The sequence below is a fragment of the Nonomuraea sp. NPDC049725 genome (assembly GCF_040674795.1).
Taxonomy (GTDB): Bacteria; Actinomycetota; Actinomycetes; order Streptosporangiales; family Streptosporangiaceae; genus Nonomuraea; species Nonomuraea ceibae.
Window position 1 is genome coordinate 147,815 of the sequence record NZ_JBFANJ010000019.1, and the last position, 13,000, is coordinate 160,814.

Annotated in this window: 12 protein-coding genes; 7 read left to right on the forward strand and 5 right to left on the reverse strand. The window is 71.4% G+C overall.

The window, feature by feature from the left end:
* Window positions 1-103: 103 nt before the first annotated feature.
* Window positions 104-559, forward strand: coding sequence for a transcriptional regulator NrdR (nrdR, locus tag AB0J53_RS37425; protein WP_219508337.1), 456 nt, complete (start codon window positions 104-106; stop codon window positions 557-559).
* Window positions 556-3,369, forward strand: a complete 2,814-nt coding sequence (locus AB0J53_RS37430) for a vitamin B12-dependent ribonucleotide reductase (protein WP_219508338.1) — start codon at window positions 556-558, stop codon at window positions 3,367-3,369. Before nrdR ends, AB0J53_RS37430 begins: the two co-directional genes overlap by 4 nt.
* A gap of 57 nt (window positions 3,370-3,426) precedes the next feature.
* Here the strand turns inward: AB0J53_RS37430 and AB0J53_RS37435 are convergent, their stop codons facing one another.
* From AB0J53_RS37435 to AB0J53_RS37445, 3 genes are all read right to left on the reverse strand, one after another.
* Window positions 3,427-4,209: a maleylpyruvate isomerase family mycothiol-dependent enzyme gene (locus AB0J53_RS37435; RefSeq protein WP_364181105.1), complete on the reverse strand. Its 783-nt coding sequence runs from the start codon at window positions 4,207-4,209 to the stop codon at window positions 3,427-3,429.
* A 69-nt stretch (window positions 4,210-4,278) separates the two neighbouring features.
* Window positions 4,279-6,849: a glycosyl hydrolase family 18 protein gene (locus AB0J53_RS37440; RefSeq protein ID WP_364181108.1), complete on the reverse strand. Its 2,571-nt coding sequence runs from the start codon at window positions 6,847-6,849 to the stop codon at window positions 4,279-4,281.
* A 77-nt stretch (window positions 6,850-6,926) separates the two neighbouring features.
* Window positions 6,927-7,322, reverse strand: coding sequence for an ester cyclase (locus tag AB0J53_RS37445; protein ID WP_364181111.1), 396 nt, complete (start codon window positions 7,320-7,322; stop codon window positions 6,927-6,929).
* 53 nt (window positions 7,323-7,375) lie between these two features.
* Here AB0J53_RS37445 and AB0J53_RS37450 point away from each other — a divergent pair, with 53 nt between their 5' ends.
* Together AB0J53_RS37450 and AB0J53_RS37455 are read left to right on the forward strand one after the other, a co-directional pair.
* The gene (locus AB0J53_RS37450; protein WP_364181114.1) at window positions 7,376-8,473 is read left to right on the forward strand and encodes a PrsW family intramembrane metalloprotease; all 1,098 of its coding nucleotides are present in this window, start codon (window positions 7,376-7,378) and stop codon (window positions 8,471-8,473) included.
* Window positions 8,474-8,522: 49 nt separating this feature from the next.
* Window positions 8,523-9,146 (forward strand): pyridoxamine 5'-phosphate oxidase family protein, encoded by a 624-nt coding sequence (locus AB0J53_RS37455; RefSeq protein WP_364181117.1) that lies wholly within the window; start codon window positions 8,523-8,525, stop codon window positions 9,144-9,146.
* On the opposite strand, the gene AB0J53_RS37460 is transcribed toward AB0J53_RS37455, so the two are convergent.
* Window positions 9,143-9,313 (reverse strand): hypothetical protein, encoded by a 171-nt coding sequence (locus AB0J53_RS37460; protein WP_219508351.1) that lies wholly within the window; start codon window positions 9,311-9,313, stop codon window positions 9,143-9,145. The genes AB0J53_RS37455 and AB0J53_RS37460 overlap by 4 nt on opposite strands.
* Before the next feature lie 442 nt (window positions 9,314-9,755).
* Between AB0J53_RS37460 and AB0J53_RS37465 the strand changes: the two genes are divergently transcribed.
* The 3 genes from AB0J53_RS37465 (at window position 9,756) to AB0J53_RS37475 (ending at window position 12,216) form a co-directional block, all read left to right on the forward strand.
* The gene (locus AB0J53_RS37465) at window positions 9,756-10,868 is read left to right on the forward strand and encodes an MFS transporter (protein ID WP_364181120.1); all 1,113 of its coding nucleotides are present in this window, start codon (window positions 9,756-9,758) and stop codon (window positions 10,866-10,868) included.
* Window positions 10,869-10,940: 72 nt separating this feature from the next.
* Window positions 10,941-11,192, forward strand: a complete 252-nt coding sequence (locus tag AB0J53_RS37470; RefSeq protein WP_219508345.1) for a hypothetical protein — start codon at window positions 10,941-10,943, stop codon at window positions 11,190-11,192.
* Between the two features lie 100 nt (window positions 11,193-11,292).
* Window positions 11,293-12,216 carry a DMT family transporter gene (locus AB0J53_RS37475; RefSeq protein WP_364181123.1) on the forward strand — a complete coding sequence of 308 codons (924 nt, stop codon included), beginning with the start codon at window positions 11,293-11,295 and terminating at the stop codon, window positions 12,214-12,216.
* On the opposite strand, the gene AB0J53_RS37480 is transcribed toward AB0J53_RS37475, so the two are convergent.
* Window positions 12,213-12,989 carry a DoxX family membrane protein gene (locus AB0J53_RS37480; protein WP_364181126.1) on the reverse strand — a complete coding sequence of 259 codons (777 nt, stop codon included), beginning with the start codon at window positions 12,987-12,989 and terminating at the stop codon, window positions 12,213-12,215. The two genes, AB0J53_RS37475 and AB0J53_RS37480, sit on opposite strands and share 4 nt — an antisense overlap.
* Window positions 12,990-13,000: the final 11 nt, after the last annotated feature.

Consider the following 13,000-nt stretch of genomic DNA (forward strand, 5'->3'; position numbering starts at 1 on the left):
TGTTTACGCGACCGCTCCACGGACAGCCGTGGAGTGTGCGCGAGCGTACCGGGGCGCGGGTTCGGCGCATGTGGTGACCCGGGGTCCGAGGAGGCGTACGCGCGTGCATTGTCCGTTCTGTCGCCACCCCGACACGAGGGTCATCGACAGCCGCTCCACGGAGGACGGCGCGGCGATCAGACGCCGTCGCACGTGCCCCGACTGCGGGCGACGCTTCACCACCCAGGAGACCGTACTCCTCATGGTGAGCAAACGCAGCGGGGTGACCGAGCCCTTCTCCAGGGACAAGGTCGTCGCGGGCGTGCGGCGGGCCTGCCAGGGCAGGCCGGTGAGCGAGGACTCGCTGGCCCAGCTCGGCCAGAGCGTGGAGGAGGCCATCCGCGCCAAGGGCGCGGCGGAGATCCCCTCCAACGAGGTGGGGCTGGCGATCCTCGGGCCGCTGCGCGCGCTCGACGAGGTGGCCTATTTGCGTTTCGCATCGGTATATCGCGGCTTCGAAAGCCTGGCGGACTTCGAAGCCGAGATCTCTCAGTTGAAGGCGGAGAAGGGGGAGTCATGACGGAGACGGCCAGCGGTTCAGTCACGCGCGGAGGAAACGGTGGAAAGCGCCCGCGCAAGGGCCTGAAGATGAAGCGGATCTTCACCAAGCCCGGCGTGCATCCGTACGACGACGTGACGTGGGAGCGCCGTGACGTCGTCATGACCAACTGGCGCGACGGCTCGGTCAACTTCGAGCAGCGGGGGGTCGAGTTCCCCGAGTTCTGGTCGGTCAACGCCGCCAACATCGTGACGACCAAGTACTTCCGCGGCGCCGTCGGCACCCCGCAGCGCGAGTTCAGCCTGCGCCAGCTCGTGGACCGCGTCGTGGGCGTCTACACGCGCACGGGCGTCGAGCACGGCTACTTCGCCACCGACGAGGACGCCGAGATCTTCGACCACGAGCTGAAGCACGCCCTGATCCACCAGGTGTTCGCCTTCAACTCGCCGGTCTGGTTCAACGTGGGCACCCAGTCGCCGCAGCAGGTGTCGGCGTGCTTCATCCTCTCCGTGGACGACCAGATGGAGTCGATCCTGGAGTGGTACAAGGAAGAGGGCGTGATCTTCAAGGGCGGTTCCGGATCGGGCGTCAACCTGTCGCGCATCCGCTCGTCCAAGGAACTGCTCTCCAGCGGCGGCACCGCCAGCGGCCCCGTGTCGTTCATGCGCGGCGCCGACGCGAGCGCCGGCACGATCAAGTCCGGCGGCGCCACCCGCCGGGCCGCCAAGATGGTCGTGCTCGACGTGGACCACCCCGACATCGAGGAGTTCATCGAGACCAAGGCGCGTGAGGAGGACAAGGTCCGCGCGCTGCGCGACGCCGGGTTCGACATGGACCTGGGCGGCAAGGACATCGTCTCCGTCCAGTACCAGAACGCCAACAACTCGGTGCGCGTCTCCGACGAGTTCATGCGCGCGGTGGAGAAGGGCGGCGAGTTCGGGCTGCGCGCCCGTCTCAGCGGCGAGGTGATCGAGACCGTCGACGCCCGCGACCTGTTCCGTAAGATGGCCAAGGCCGCGTGGGAGTGCGCCGACCCGGGCGTGCAGTACGACGACACGATCAACGACTGGCACACCACCCCCGAGACCGGTCGCATCACCGCCTCCAACCCGTGCAGCGAGTACGTCCACCTGGACAACTCCTCCTGCAACCTGGCCAGCATCAACCTGCTGAAGTTCCTGAAGGACGACAACTCCTTCGACGTCGCGAACTTCGTCAAGCTGACCGAGCTGATCATCACCGCGATGGACATCTCGATCTGCTTCGCCGACTTCCCGACGGAGAAGATCGGCGAGACCACCCGCGCCTACCGCCAGCTCGGCATCGGCTACGCCAACCTGGGCGCGCTGCTGATGGCGACCGGCCACGCGTACGACTCCGACGGCGGCCGGGCGGTGGCCGGGGCGATCACGTCGCTGATGACCGGCGTGTCCTACCGCCGCAGCGCCGAGCTGGCCGGGGTCGTGGGCGCGTACGACGGCTACGCCCGCAACGCCGAGCCGCACAAGCGCGTGATGCGCAAGCACGCCTCCGCCAACGACGGGCTGCGCACGATCGGCTCGATGGACGCCAAGATCCACGCCGAGGCGACCCGCCAGTGGTCGGAGTGCCTCAAGGTCGGCGAGAAGAACGGCTACCGCAACGCCCAGGCCAGCCTGCTGGCCCCGACGGGCACCATCGGCCTGATGATGGACTGCGACACCACCGGCATCGAGCCGGACCTGGCGCTGGTCAAGTTCAAGAAGCTGGTCGGCGGCGGCTCCATGCAGATCGTCAACCAGACGATCCCGCGCGCGCTGCGCCAGCTCGGCTACCAGCAGGAGCAGATCGAGGCCATCGTCGAGTACATCGCCGAGCACGGCCACGTCGTCGACGCCCCCGGCCTGCGGCATGAGCACTACGAGGTGTTCGACTGCGCGATGGGCGAGCGGGCGATCGCGCCCATGGGCCACGTGCGGATGATGGCCGCCACGCAGCCGTTCCTGTCGGGCGCCATCTCCAAGACCGTCAACCTGCCCGAGTCGGCCTCGATCGACGACATCGAGCAGGTCTACATGGAGGGCTGGCGGCTCGGCCTCAAGGCCCTGGCCGTCTACCGCGACAACTGCAAGGTCGGCCAGCCGCTGTCGGCCGGCGGCACCAAGAAGGACGAGGCCAAGCCGGACGCCGAGCCCGAGGTCAAGGTCATCGAGGTCAACCGGCCGACCCGGCGCCGGATGCCCAACCAGCGGCCGAGCACCACGACCCGCTTCACGGTCGGCGGCGCCAAGGGCTACATGACCGCTTCGTCCTACCCGGACGACGGGCTGGGCGAGGTCTTCCTCAAGATGTCCAAGCAGGGCTCCACGCTGGCGGGCGTCATGGACGCCTTCTCGGTGGCGATCTCCATCGGTCTCCAGTACGGGGTGCCGCTGGAGACGTACATGAGCAAGTTCGTCAACATGCGGTTCGAGCCGGCGGGCATGACGGACGACCCGGACATCCGGATGGCCACGTCGGTGATGGACTACATCTTCCGCCGCCTGGCGCTCGACCACCTGCCCTACGAGGAGCGGGCGGCGCTGGGCATCTTCTCGGCGGCCGAGCGGGCGGCGCAGCAGCGCGGCGAGGACCCGGCGGCGCTGCAGGAGACGGTCGACCGCGAGGCGCTGGCCCAGTCGGCGCCCATCGAGGAGAAGCCGAAGCCGGAGCCGTCCAAGGAGCTGACGCTGGAGAGCCACCAGCGCTTCACGGCCGACGCGCCGCTCTGCATGACGTGCGGCACCAAGATGCGCCCGGCGGGCAGCTGCTACGTCTGCGAGGGCTGCGGCTCCACCAGCGGCTGCAGCTGACGGCACCCGGGGGCCCGGGCGCGCGCCCGGGCCCCCGGCCTGTGCCGGAGCGGGTGCTCAGAGCGGCGGGACGAGGGTGAAGTAGCGATCGAGCAGGGCCCGGTCGCCGCGCACCGCGAGCCGGTCGGCGCTGACGCGCTGCCACAGCCAGAGCATCAGGTCCGAGGCCGTGCCGGTGAGCTCCACGTCGGCGGGCCCTTCGGTGAGGCGCACGTCGTCGCCGTCGAAGCGGACCGTCCACGTGCCGGGCCCGTCGTCGCGGCGGAAGGCGTACGTCTCGCCCGCGCCCGGCGGGGCCTGCGCCATCGCCCGGCGCAGCGGGGCCATGACCTCGAAGGTCTGGCCGATCGCGTCGGCAGCCAGCGAGCCGTCCACGGGTCGGGCGGTGGCGGGGGCGGCGGCGTCCTCGGCGTCCCAGCGGTGGACGGCGGCCTCGATGGCCTGCATGCGGATCCAGAAGCCGACGCTCTGGTCCTGCGACCACGTCCACACCCGGGTGCCGGGCCCGGCGCTCGCGAACTCCTCGGCCAGGGCGGCGGCGCCCTCGGCGAACCAGGTCACCATGCCGTCCGGCAGCGGGCCGGTCGTGGGGGTGTGGCCGGGGCGGGGCCAGCCGGTGGTGTCGGCGGGCAGGGCGAGGACGGCCGGGCCGGGCGAGGCCGGCGGCTCGGTGAGCCGGTTCGCGATCAGGTGGGCGACGTGGCGGTGCACGCCGCCCAGGTGCCGGACGAGGTCGGCCACCGCCCAGCCGGGGCAGGTCCGCACCAGGGCGGCACCGGCTGAGCGGGCGGCGGCGGCGAAGGCGGTGGTCTCCTTGCGGAAGTGCGCGAGGTGGTCCATGCCTCCGACTCTCGCACGAGCGGACGGCCGGTGGCGGGTGCCCGGAATTCACCCGCCACCGGCACGCTTCTACTGGCGCAGGCCGGCGTCCAGCGCGTTGGTGAGGGTGCCGGAGGCGGTGTCGCCCGACATCTCCCACACCATCGCGCCGAGCAGGCCCTTGCTCTTGAGCCAGGCGGTCTTCTTCTGGATCGACCAGACGTCGTCGAAGCTCCACCACTGCCCGTTGTTGCCGGTGTAGCAGTAGGTGGCGACCGCGGCCTCGTCGTGCCTGACCGTGCAGCCGGGCACCGAGGCGAGCAGGTTGCTGTAGCCGCGGGTGCCGGCCTCCTCCTGGAACTGGCCGGGAGCGGCCCCGACGGCCGACTGCCACTCGCCGGACTTGCCGCCGTCGGCGACCTGCTGCCAGCCGCGGCCGTAGTAGGCGAGCCCGATGGTGATCTTCCTCGGGTTGACCCCCGCGTCCAGGTAGACGTCGACGGCCTTCTCCACGCTGAAGTCCGGGTTGTACGGGCTGTCGGCGTCGAGGTAGAGGTTGCCCTGGTGGCCGGTCCGGTTCGGCTCCCAGGAGTTGTCGCTGCCGGCCCCGTGGAAGTCGTAGCCCTGGACGTTGAAGATGTCCAGATATTTCGCGACTTCGGGGAGGTCCCAGCCGGCCTCGATCTTGACCGGGTCCGCCGGGGTGAAGGCCGTCAGGTCGTAACGCTTGCCCGTGGTCTGGGTGAGCGCGTCGAGCTGCCGCCTGAACTCGGCGATCAGCAGCGTGTTGTTCTCCTTGTCCTGCGGGCTGATGTGGTTGCCCGGGTGCCCCTCGGCGCCCGGCCACTCCCAGTCGAGGTCGATGCCGTCGAAGATGCCGGCCCCGGTCCCCGGTCCGCCCGCCGCGTTGTACACGGGCAGGTTGCCCTTGATGTAGATGTCGATGCAGGAGGAGACGAACTTCTTGCGCGCCGCGTCCGTGGCCGCGACGTCGGAGAAGTACTTCGAGTACGTCCAGCCGCCCAGCGAGATGAGCACCTTCAGGTGCGGGTGCTTGGCCTTGAGCTTCTTGAGCTGGTTGAAGTTGCCGCGCAGCTTCTCCCAGCCGGTGTCGGCCACCCCGTCCACCGACTGCGCGGAGCTGAACGGCCTGCCGTAGTCGGCCTCGGCGTCACCGGCGCCGTCGCCCTGGTTGGGGTCCTGCGGGTTCTGCGTGGTGCCCTTGGTGACGCCCTGCAGGCAGGTCAGGTTGACCGGGTCGATGTTGGCGAAGGCGTAGTTGATGTGGGTGAGCTTGGCCGCGGCCCCGCTGGTGTCGAGGTTGCGCACGAAGTACTGGCGGCCGTAGATGCCCCACTGGACGAAGTAGCCGACGCGGGCGTGCCCGTTCTCGACGATGTCCGCGGTGGTCACCTCGACGGCGGCGCTGGCCGGCGACATGTTGTCGTACAGGTCCCTGGCCTTGACCGTGAACGTGTACTTGGTGGACGGCGACAGCCCGGAGACCGTCGCGGTGGTCCCGGTGACGGTGGTCGCCAGGGTGGTGCCGGTGTAGACCTCGTAGCTGGCCACGCCGGAGTTGTCCGTGGCGGCGTTCCAGGCGAGCGTGACGCTGGAGGAGGTCTTGCCGGTGCTGCGGAGGTTGCCCGGGGCGGTGGGCGCCTGGGTGTCGTCCGCCGGGTTGTTGGTCCGCACGGTCACCGGCGAGGAGGCCGGCGAGAGCGTGCCCTTGCGGTCCTTGGCCTTGACGGTGAACGTGTAGGAGGTGTTGGGGGTCAGGCCGGTGACGGTCGCGGTGGTGCCGGTGACCGTGATGGCCCGCTCCGTGCCGTTGTAGACCTCGTACCCGGTGATCGGCAGGCTGCCGGGGGTGGCGGCGTCCCAGGCCAGGGAGACGGTCTTGGTCGTCTTGACCGGGGAGCGCAGGTTGCCGGGCGCGCCGGGCGGTGCGTCGGGGGTGCCGTCGCAGTTCACGTCGTTGATGCGGCAGCTCGTCGGCTCGGCGCCGGACCTGCTGACGGTGAACGCCGGGCTGTAGGGCTCGGTGGTGCCGCCCGCCGCGACGTTGGTGTTGTAGTGGGCGGGGGTGAGGGTCACCGTGCGGCCGCTCTGACTGAGCGAGCCGTTCTGCGCGTTGCTCGCGGTGACGCCCTCGGGCAGGTCGAAGACGATCGACCAGCCGTTCAGCGCGGCGGTGCCGTTGTTGGCGACGACGAACTTGGCCGAGCTGCCGGTGACCTCGTACGTGGCGCTGACCGGCGGCGGGGCGGGCGGTTCCTCACCGGTGCCGTCGCAGTTGGCCCGGTTGATCGTGCAGTTGGCGGGCTGGGCGGCCGCGCTCAGCGAGAACTTGGGGCTGAACGGCTCGGTGTTGCGGCCCGGCTGGATGGTGTTGATGTAGTAGGCGGGGGTGAGCGTCACCTTCGTGCCGGTCTGGCGGAGGGTGGCGTTCTGGGGGCTGCTCGCGGTGACCCCGGCGGGCAGGTCGAAGACGATCGACCAGCCGGTGACGGAGGTCGTGCCGGGGTTGCTGACGACGAACGTCCCGGTGGTGCCGGAGAGGGAGAAGACGGCGACGAGGCGGCTCGCTGCCTGCGCGGGAAGAGCGCACAGGGCGACGATCACGAGCACGGCGATCAGGGGGGCGGCTAATCGGCGCACGTACGGAACCCTTCTTTAAGGAAAGTTTCCTAACAATTACGCGGATCGTAAGCCTCTCTGACCCGTCTGGCAAGGGGTCAGCCCATGCCGAGCAGCCTGGCGAAAGTCTGGACGTCGGAGATGACCCAGTATTCTGCGAACCGGCCGCCCTCGGCCCGCAGGAGATCGTGGCCGCTGAAGGCGATCCGGGTGCCCGGCGCCGCCGTCGCGCCCGGCATGCCGCCCCGGTAGGAGCCGGCGAACGTCCACCTGGCCGCCACCAGGTCGCCGTCCACCACCGGCCCCACGTCGAGCGTGACGGACACGTCGGCGAACGGCTCGTGCCCCTGTCGCAGCACCTCCACCAGCTCCGCCGGGCCGCGCACCTCCCGGCCCGGCCAGTGCCCGGCGAAGTCCGGGGTGACCAGCTCGTGGGCGAGCTCGAAATCGCCGTTCCACATCTCCAGCAGCCAACGCTCGTACAACATCCTCATGACCACTCACTACCCCGCAAGTGAACGGCAACCGGGCCCGCCATAGTGGGTGCATGACCGTTCCGACACGCTCCGTCATGCTCGCCCAGCGTCCCAGCAAAGCTTTGATCATCGCCCTGGTGATCTCCAGTCTGCTGGCGCTCGGCGTGCTCGTGGTGCTGCTGGTGGCCGGCGGTCCCGCCGGGTTCGGCCTGTCGGCCGTGCTGGCCGTGGCGCCGCTGCCCGTGCTGCTGGCGGCCGTGCTCTCCCTCGACCGGCTGGAGCCCGAGCCCAAGCTCCACCTCGCCTTCGCCTTCGCCTGGGGCGCCGGCGTGGCCGTGGTGATCGCGATCGCGCTCACCGTGGCCGGGCAGGCGCTGTTCGCCCGCGCCGGCTACGGCACGCAGACCGTCGACGCGATGGGCGCCGTCTTCCTCGCGCCGGTGATCGAGGAGGCGCTCAAGGGCGCGGCGCTGGTGCTGCTCCTGCGCCGCCGCCGGGAGATCGACGGGCTGACCGACGGCATCGTGTACGCGTCCATGGCCGGACTCGGGTTCGCGGCCGTGGAGAACGTCGGCTACTACCTGACGGCGTTCGGCGAGGAGGGCGTCGGCGCGGCCCTGCAGCTCTTCGTGATCCGCGGGCTGATCGACCCCCTCGGGCACCCCATCTACACCTCGCTCATCGGGGTCGGGGTCGCGTACGCGCTGACCCGGCGCAACGCCGCCCGCTACGCCGCGATCCCGCTCGGCTACCTCGGCGCGGTCTTCCTGCACGGGCTCTGGAACGGCGCGGCCGTCACGGGCTCACTCGCCTGGCTCGGCGGCGCGTACCTGGTGATCATGGTGGCGCTCGTCGCGCTGATCGGGATCACCGCGCGCGAGCGCCGCCACCTGGTCGCCCGGATGGGCGCCTACCTGCCCGGCTACGAGCGGACCGGGCTGGTCACCGACGCCGACATCCGCATGCTGACCAGCATCCCCGCCCGCCGGACCGCCCGCCGCCAGGCCAGGGCCGCCGGGCTCGGCCGCGCGATGAGCGACTACCAGCAGGCGGCCACCGAGCTCGTCATGCTCCACCTGCGAGCCGAACGGGAGCACCTGCCGCCCGACCGGTTCGCCGCCGAACGCGACCCGCTGCTCAACGCGATGGCGGTGGCCCGCCGCTGGTGATGTGAGGGGCCCTGCGACAATGGTCGCCGGCCCCCCGAAGGGAGAACAAATGAGCTGGGCGGAGATCCGGTCCGAAGACGAGCTGCGCGAGCTGCTGGGCGAGGTGATGCCGCGGGCGGCCACCAAGGAGCGCACCCGCCTGCACGAGCGTGACCGCCAGTGGCTGGCGGCCTCACCGTTCTGCCTGATCGCCACCTCCGACGCCGACGGCAACTGCGACGTCTCGCCCAAGGGCGACCCCGCCGGCTTCACGTACGTGATCGACGACAGCACGATCGCCATCCCCGATCGCCCCGGCAACCGCAGGGCCGACGGGTTCCGCAACATCCTGTCCAACCCGCACGCCGGGCTGATCTTCTTCCTGCCGGGCCGCAACGAGACGCTGCGCGTCAACGGCCGGGCCCGGCTGATCCGCGAGGCGCCGTTCTTCGACGAGATGATCGTCAAGGGACACCGGCCGAAGCTGGCACTCGTCGTGGAGATCGAGCAGATCTTCTTCCACTGCGCCAAGGCGCTCATGCGCAGCGCCCTGTGGAAGCCCGAGCAGTGGGGCCCCGACCCGCTGCCCTCCCACGCCGCCCTCGTCAAGGAGGTGCAGGTGACGCAGGAGTCGCTGGCCGAGCTGGAGTCCTACTACACGGAGGCCTCCTACACCAAGAAGCTCTACAGCTAGGCGGCGGGAGCCGGGCCGCCGGGGAAGCGGATCACATTGCGGCCCGTGTAGGCGCGCAGGTCGACGACCTTGGGATCGCGTCCCTGGACATGGCGGCGGCCTGCCGAGCCGATGTCGCGGATCTTGTGCCTGGCGACGCGCGGCGGCACTGCCACTAGCCTCTTCAACGTGAGCCCCCCGTGATGTTCTTGTTACCTATGTTATCTACAGATACCTCTGTAAGACGGGTGTAAGCGGTGTGTCAGTAGGGAAGTCGGCGGCCTGATGGCGTCCGCAGGTCGGCGTCCGTGTTCTGATCCGTGTTCTGATCCGCGTTCTGGTCCGGGCGCCGGCTGCTCGCCGGCTTGCTGATCCGCACTCGTCGCATCGTCGGCCCCTTCCCCGGTGGTCACAGCGCGAGTGTGCGCCGTGCCGCTTGACGGGTGGTTGCCGACAACCTAGCGCCCGCTTGCGGGGCCGCTCAAGGCATTTGCGGGTCCGCGCCCCTTTCTAGGGGCTGCCGGGCGTCGCGCGGACGGCGACGGCCGCTGAGGCAGCGCACACCTCCGGAATCGGGCGGGTTCGTGCACAATGACGGTTCCGGGGCGGCCGGATGTGACAATCCAGGGGATGAGAAATCCGCTCCCGCCGCTCGTCGCCGTGTGCGCGGCCTGGGGCGTCTTCTGGGGGTCCTGGTCGGCGCTGCTGCCCGCGGTCAAGGAGCACCTCGGCACGTCCACGGCCGGTCTCGGGCTGGCGCTGGCGGCCACGCCGGTGGGCGCGATCCCGGCGATGGCGCTGGCCGGGCGGCTGGCCCGGGGGCGCGAGCGGGGCGCGCTGGCGCTGTGCTCGGCCCTGTTCGCGCTGAGCGTGCTGGCCGTCGGCCGGGTCGACACGCCCGCCCAGCTCGCGGCGGCGCTGCTCGCGGTCGGCGCGACGAGCGGCGCGCTGGACATCGCGCTCAACCTGGCCACCGGCCGGGCCGAGCGTGAGAGCGGGCGCGGGCTCTTCCAGCCGGTGCATGCCGCCTTCCCCGTCGCGGTCATCGTCGCCGCGCCCGCCACCGGCCTGGCCCGCGACCTCGGCGCCGGGACGACGGCGGTGCTGGTGACCGCCGCCGCGATCATGCTGGCCGCGGCGGCGACGGCGCTCGCCCTGCCGCCCGGCCGCGGCCCGGCCCCCTCCGGCGGCGACGGGCACCGGCGGCGCTGGACGGCGGCGGTCGTGCTCGGCGTGCTCGCGGCCGGTGTGCTCGCCGTCGAGAACGCCGTCGAGCAGTGGTCGGCGCTGCTGCTGGAGACCCACCAGGGCGCCTCGCCGCTGCTGGCCGGCGCCGCACCCGCCGCCTACATGGCCGCGCTCACCGCCGGCCGGCTCGTCGTGCACGCCCTCCCGCGCCTGCCGGAGCGCGCCCTCTACCTGGTGGCGGGCCTCGGCGGAGGCGGCGGCATCGCGCTGGCGGGCCTGGCCGGGACGCCCGCCCTGTCGCTGGCGGGGTTCGCGCTGACCGGGCTGGCGCTGGGCCCGGTGGTGCCCGCCATGCTCAGCCGCGCCGCCGCCGGCGACCCCACCGGCACGCAGGTCTCCGCCCTGTCGGCCATCTCCTACACCGGCTTCGTGGTCAGCCCGCTGCTCATGGCCGCGCTCGCCGCCTGGTTCGGCCTGCCCGCCGCGCTCGCGGCCATCGGGCTGCTGGCGCTGCCGCTGGTCGTCCTGGCCGTCGCTTCCCGGGGTCCTGAATAGGGCGCCGCATCGGGGAGAGGAAACCCTTGAGCGCGGAATGCCACCGGCGCTCCGAGATCAAGGGGGATCACCATGGCCGTCTGCGAGAACTGCGGCAACGACTACGACATGTCCTTCGAGGTGCACGCCCAGGGCGCGGTGCACACGTTCGACTCCTTCCAGTGCGCGATCCAGGCCATGGCGCCGATCTGCGAGCACTGCGGCACCAAGGTCATCGGCCACGGCGTCCAGTCCGGCGAGCACTGGTACTGCTGCGCCCACTGCGCCCGGCAGGAGGGCACCCGCGGCATCGTCGACCGCGTCATGGCCGGCGCCAGTGCCTGAGGGCGCTGTGGCGCGACCATAAATAGGGAAATATCCCTATCGTTTTGGATCTGTGTGGGTCGTTACGCTCCTCCTGGTTCTGATGACAGGGAGGGCGCGGGTGCGCGGCAACGGAGCAGGGAGGTGGCTGCCGGCGTTCCTGGTGCTGGCGGCCGTCTGGGGGAACAGCTTCTTCTTCATCAAGGTCGCCGTCACCGAGCTGCATCCGCTGCAGGTGTCGTTCGGGCGGATGGCCGTCGGCGCCGCCGTGCTGCTCGCCGCGCTGGCCGTCAGCCGCCGCGCGCTGCCGCGCGACCCCCGGCTGTGGGGCCACTTCCAGGTCGCGTCCGTGGTGCTGACCACGCTCCCGTTCACGCTGTTCGCCTACGGGGAGCAGTACGTGTCCTCCGTCGTCGCGTCGATCTGGAACGCGACCACGCCGCTGTGCACCCTGGCCTTCACGCTGCTGCTGCGGGCCGAGAAGCCGACCGCCGGGCGGATGGCCGGGCTCGGCGCCGGGTTCGCGGGCGTGATGGTGGTGCTGGGCGTGTGGCAGCCGATCAGCGGCGGGCAGCTCGGCGGCAGCCTCGCCTGCTTCGGCGCGGCCCTGTGCTACGGGATCGGGGGCGCGTACCTGGGGCGGTTCGTCACCGGGCGGCGCAGCGAGCCGCCGGTCGTGCTGGCCACCGGGCAGCTCCTCAGCGGGACCGCGCAGCTCGGGGTGATCACGCTGCTGGCCGGGGTGCCGCTGGTCGACACCGACGTGGCCGCGGACGTCTGGTGGAGCCTGCTGGCGCTCGGCGGGCTCGGCACCGGGGTGGCGTACCTGCTGCTCTACTGGGTGCAGAAGCAGGCCGGGGTGACCACGACCTCGACCGTCACGTACCTGCTGCCGGTGTTCGCGGCGCTGTCGGGCGTGCTCGTGCTGGACGAGGGCCTGACGTGGAACCAGCCGGTCGGGGCGCTGATCATCCTGGCGGCCATCGCGCTCACCCAGGGCGTGATCAGGCCGCTCAAGAAGCGCGCCCCGGCGCCGGCCGCCTAGTCGGGCGAGGTCGTCCGGCGGCCCCGCGCGGGCGGCTTCTTCCGCCCGGCCACCAGCGTGTCGCCGGGGGTGGGGCCGGGCTCACCGGCGGGCTCGGGGTCCGTGCGGCCGGGTCGCGGGTGCGGGGCCGTGTCGTCCGGCGCGGGCTCGGCCGAGGGCTTGCCCCTGGCTGCCGGCGCGCCCTTGGCGGCGGGCGGTGTCCTGGGCGGTGTCCTGGGCGGTGGCGCGGGGTCGTCGGCCTGCTCCGGCGGGGCGGCCGGGCGCGATGGGGTGGCCGGGTGCGAGGGGGTGGACGGGCGGGGCGGGGCGTCAGGGTCGCGCAGGCTGGCGATGACCGCGTCGGCCTCCTGGTCGGCCGCGAACTCGCCGGCCGCCTCCGACTCCCTGCGCCGGATCACCACCATGTGGTCCACCGAGAGCCGCCCCGCGCCCACCACGGCGAGCAGCAGCGAGGTCGCCCCCAGCAGGATGAGCTCGTTGAGCGTGATCGGGTTGAGCGGCGGCGCGACCGTCAGCACGGCCACGGCCTCGGCGAACAGGATCAGCCCCATCACCGACACCAGCAGCCCGGCGATCAGCAGCGCGCCGCCGATCAGCTCGGTCATCATGGTGATCGTGGCCCAGGCCCGCGGCGCGGGGGCGCCCTGCGACTGGAACTGGACCCCGGTCTGGGCCAGGCCGATCTCCAGCTTGCGCCAGCCGTTGGCGAAGAAGATGCCGCCCACGCCCACACGGGCGACGAGCGCGGCGAGATCACGGAGGGCCTGTCTCACGGTTGTTGTCT

Excerpts from the sequence above, each read along its gene's own strand:
- AB0J53_RS37430 (WP_219508338.1), top strand. The coding sequence starts at position 556 with ATGACGGAGACGGCCAGCGGTTCAGTCACGCGCGGAGGAAACGGTGGA.
- AB0J53_RS37435 (WP_364181105.1), bottom strand. The coding sequence starts at position 4,209 with ATGGACCACCTCGCGCACTTCCGCAAGGAGACCACCGCCTTCGCCGCC.
- AB0J53_RS37445 (WP_364181111.1), bottom strand. The coding sequence starts at position 7,322 with ATGAGGATGTTGTACGAGCGTTGGCTGCTGGAGATGTGGAACGGCGAT.
- AB0J53_RS37450 (WP_364181114.1), top strand. The coding sequence starts at position 7,376 with ATGACCGTTCCGACACGCTCCGTCATGCTCGCCCAGCGTCCCAGCAAA.
- AB0J53_RS37455 (WP_364181117.1), top strand. The coding sequence starts at position 8,523 with ATGAGCTGGGCGGAGATCCGGTCCGAAGACGAGCTGCGCGAGCTGCTG.
- AB0J53_RS37465 (WP_364181120.1), top strand. The coding sequence starts at position 9,756 with ATGAGAAATCCGCTCCCGCCGCTCGTCGCCGTGTGCGCGGCCTGGGGC.
- AB0J53_RS37470 (WP_219508345.1), top strand. The coding sequence starts at position 10,941 with ATGGCCGTCTGCGAGAACTGCGGCAACGACTACGACATGTCCTTCGAG.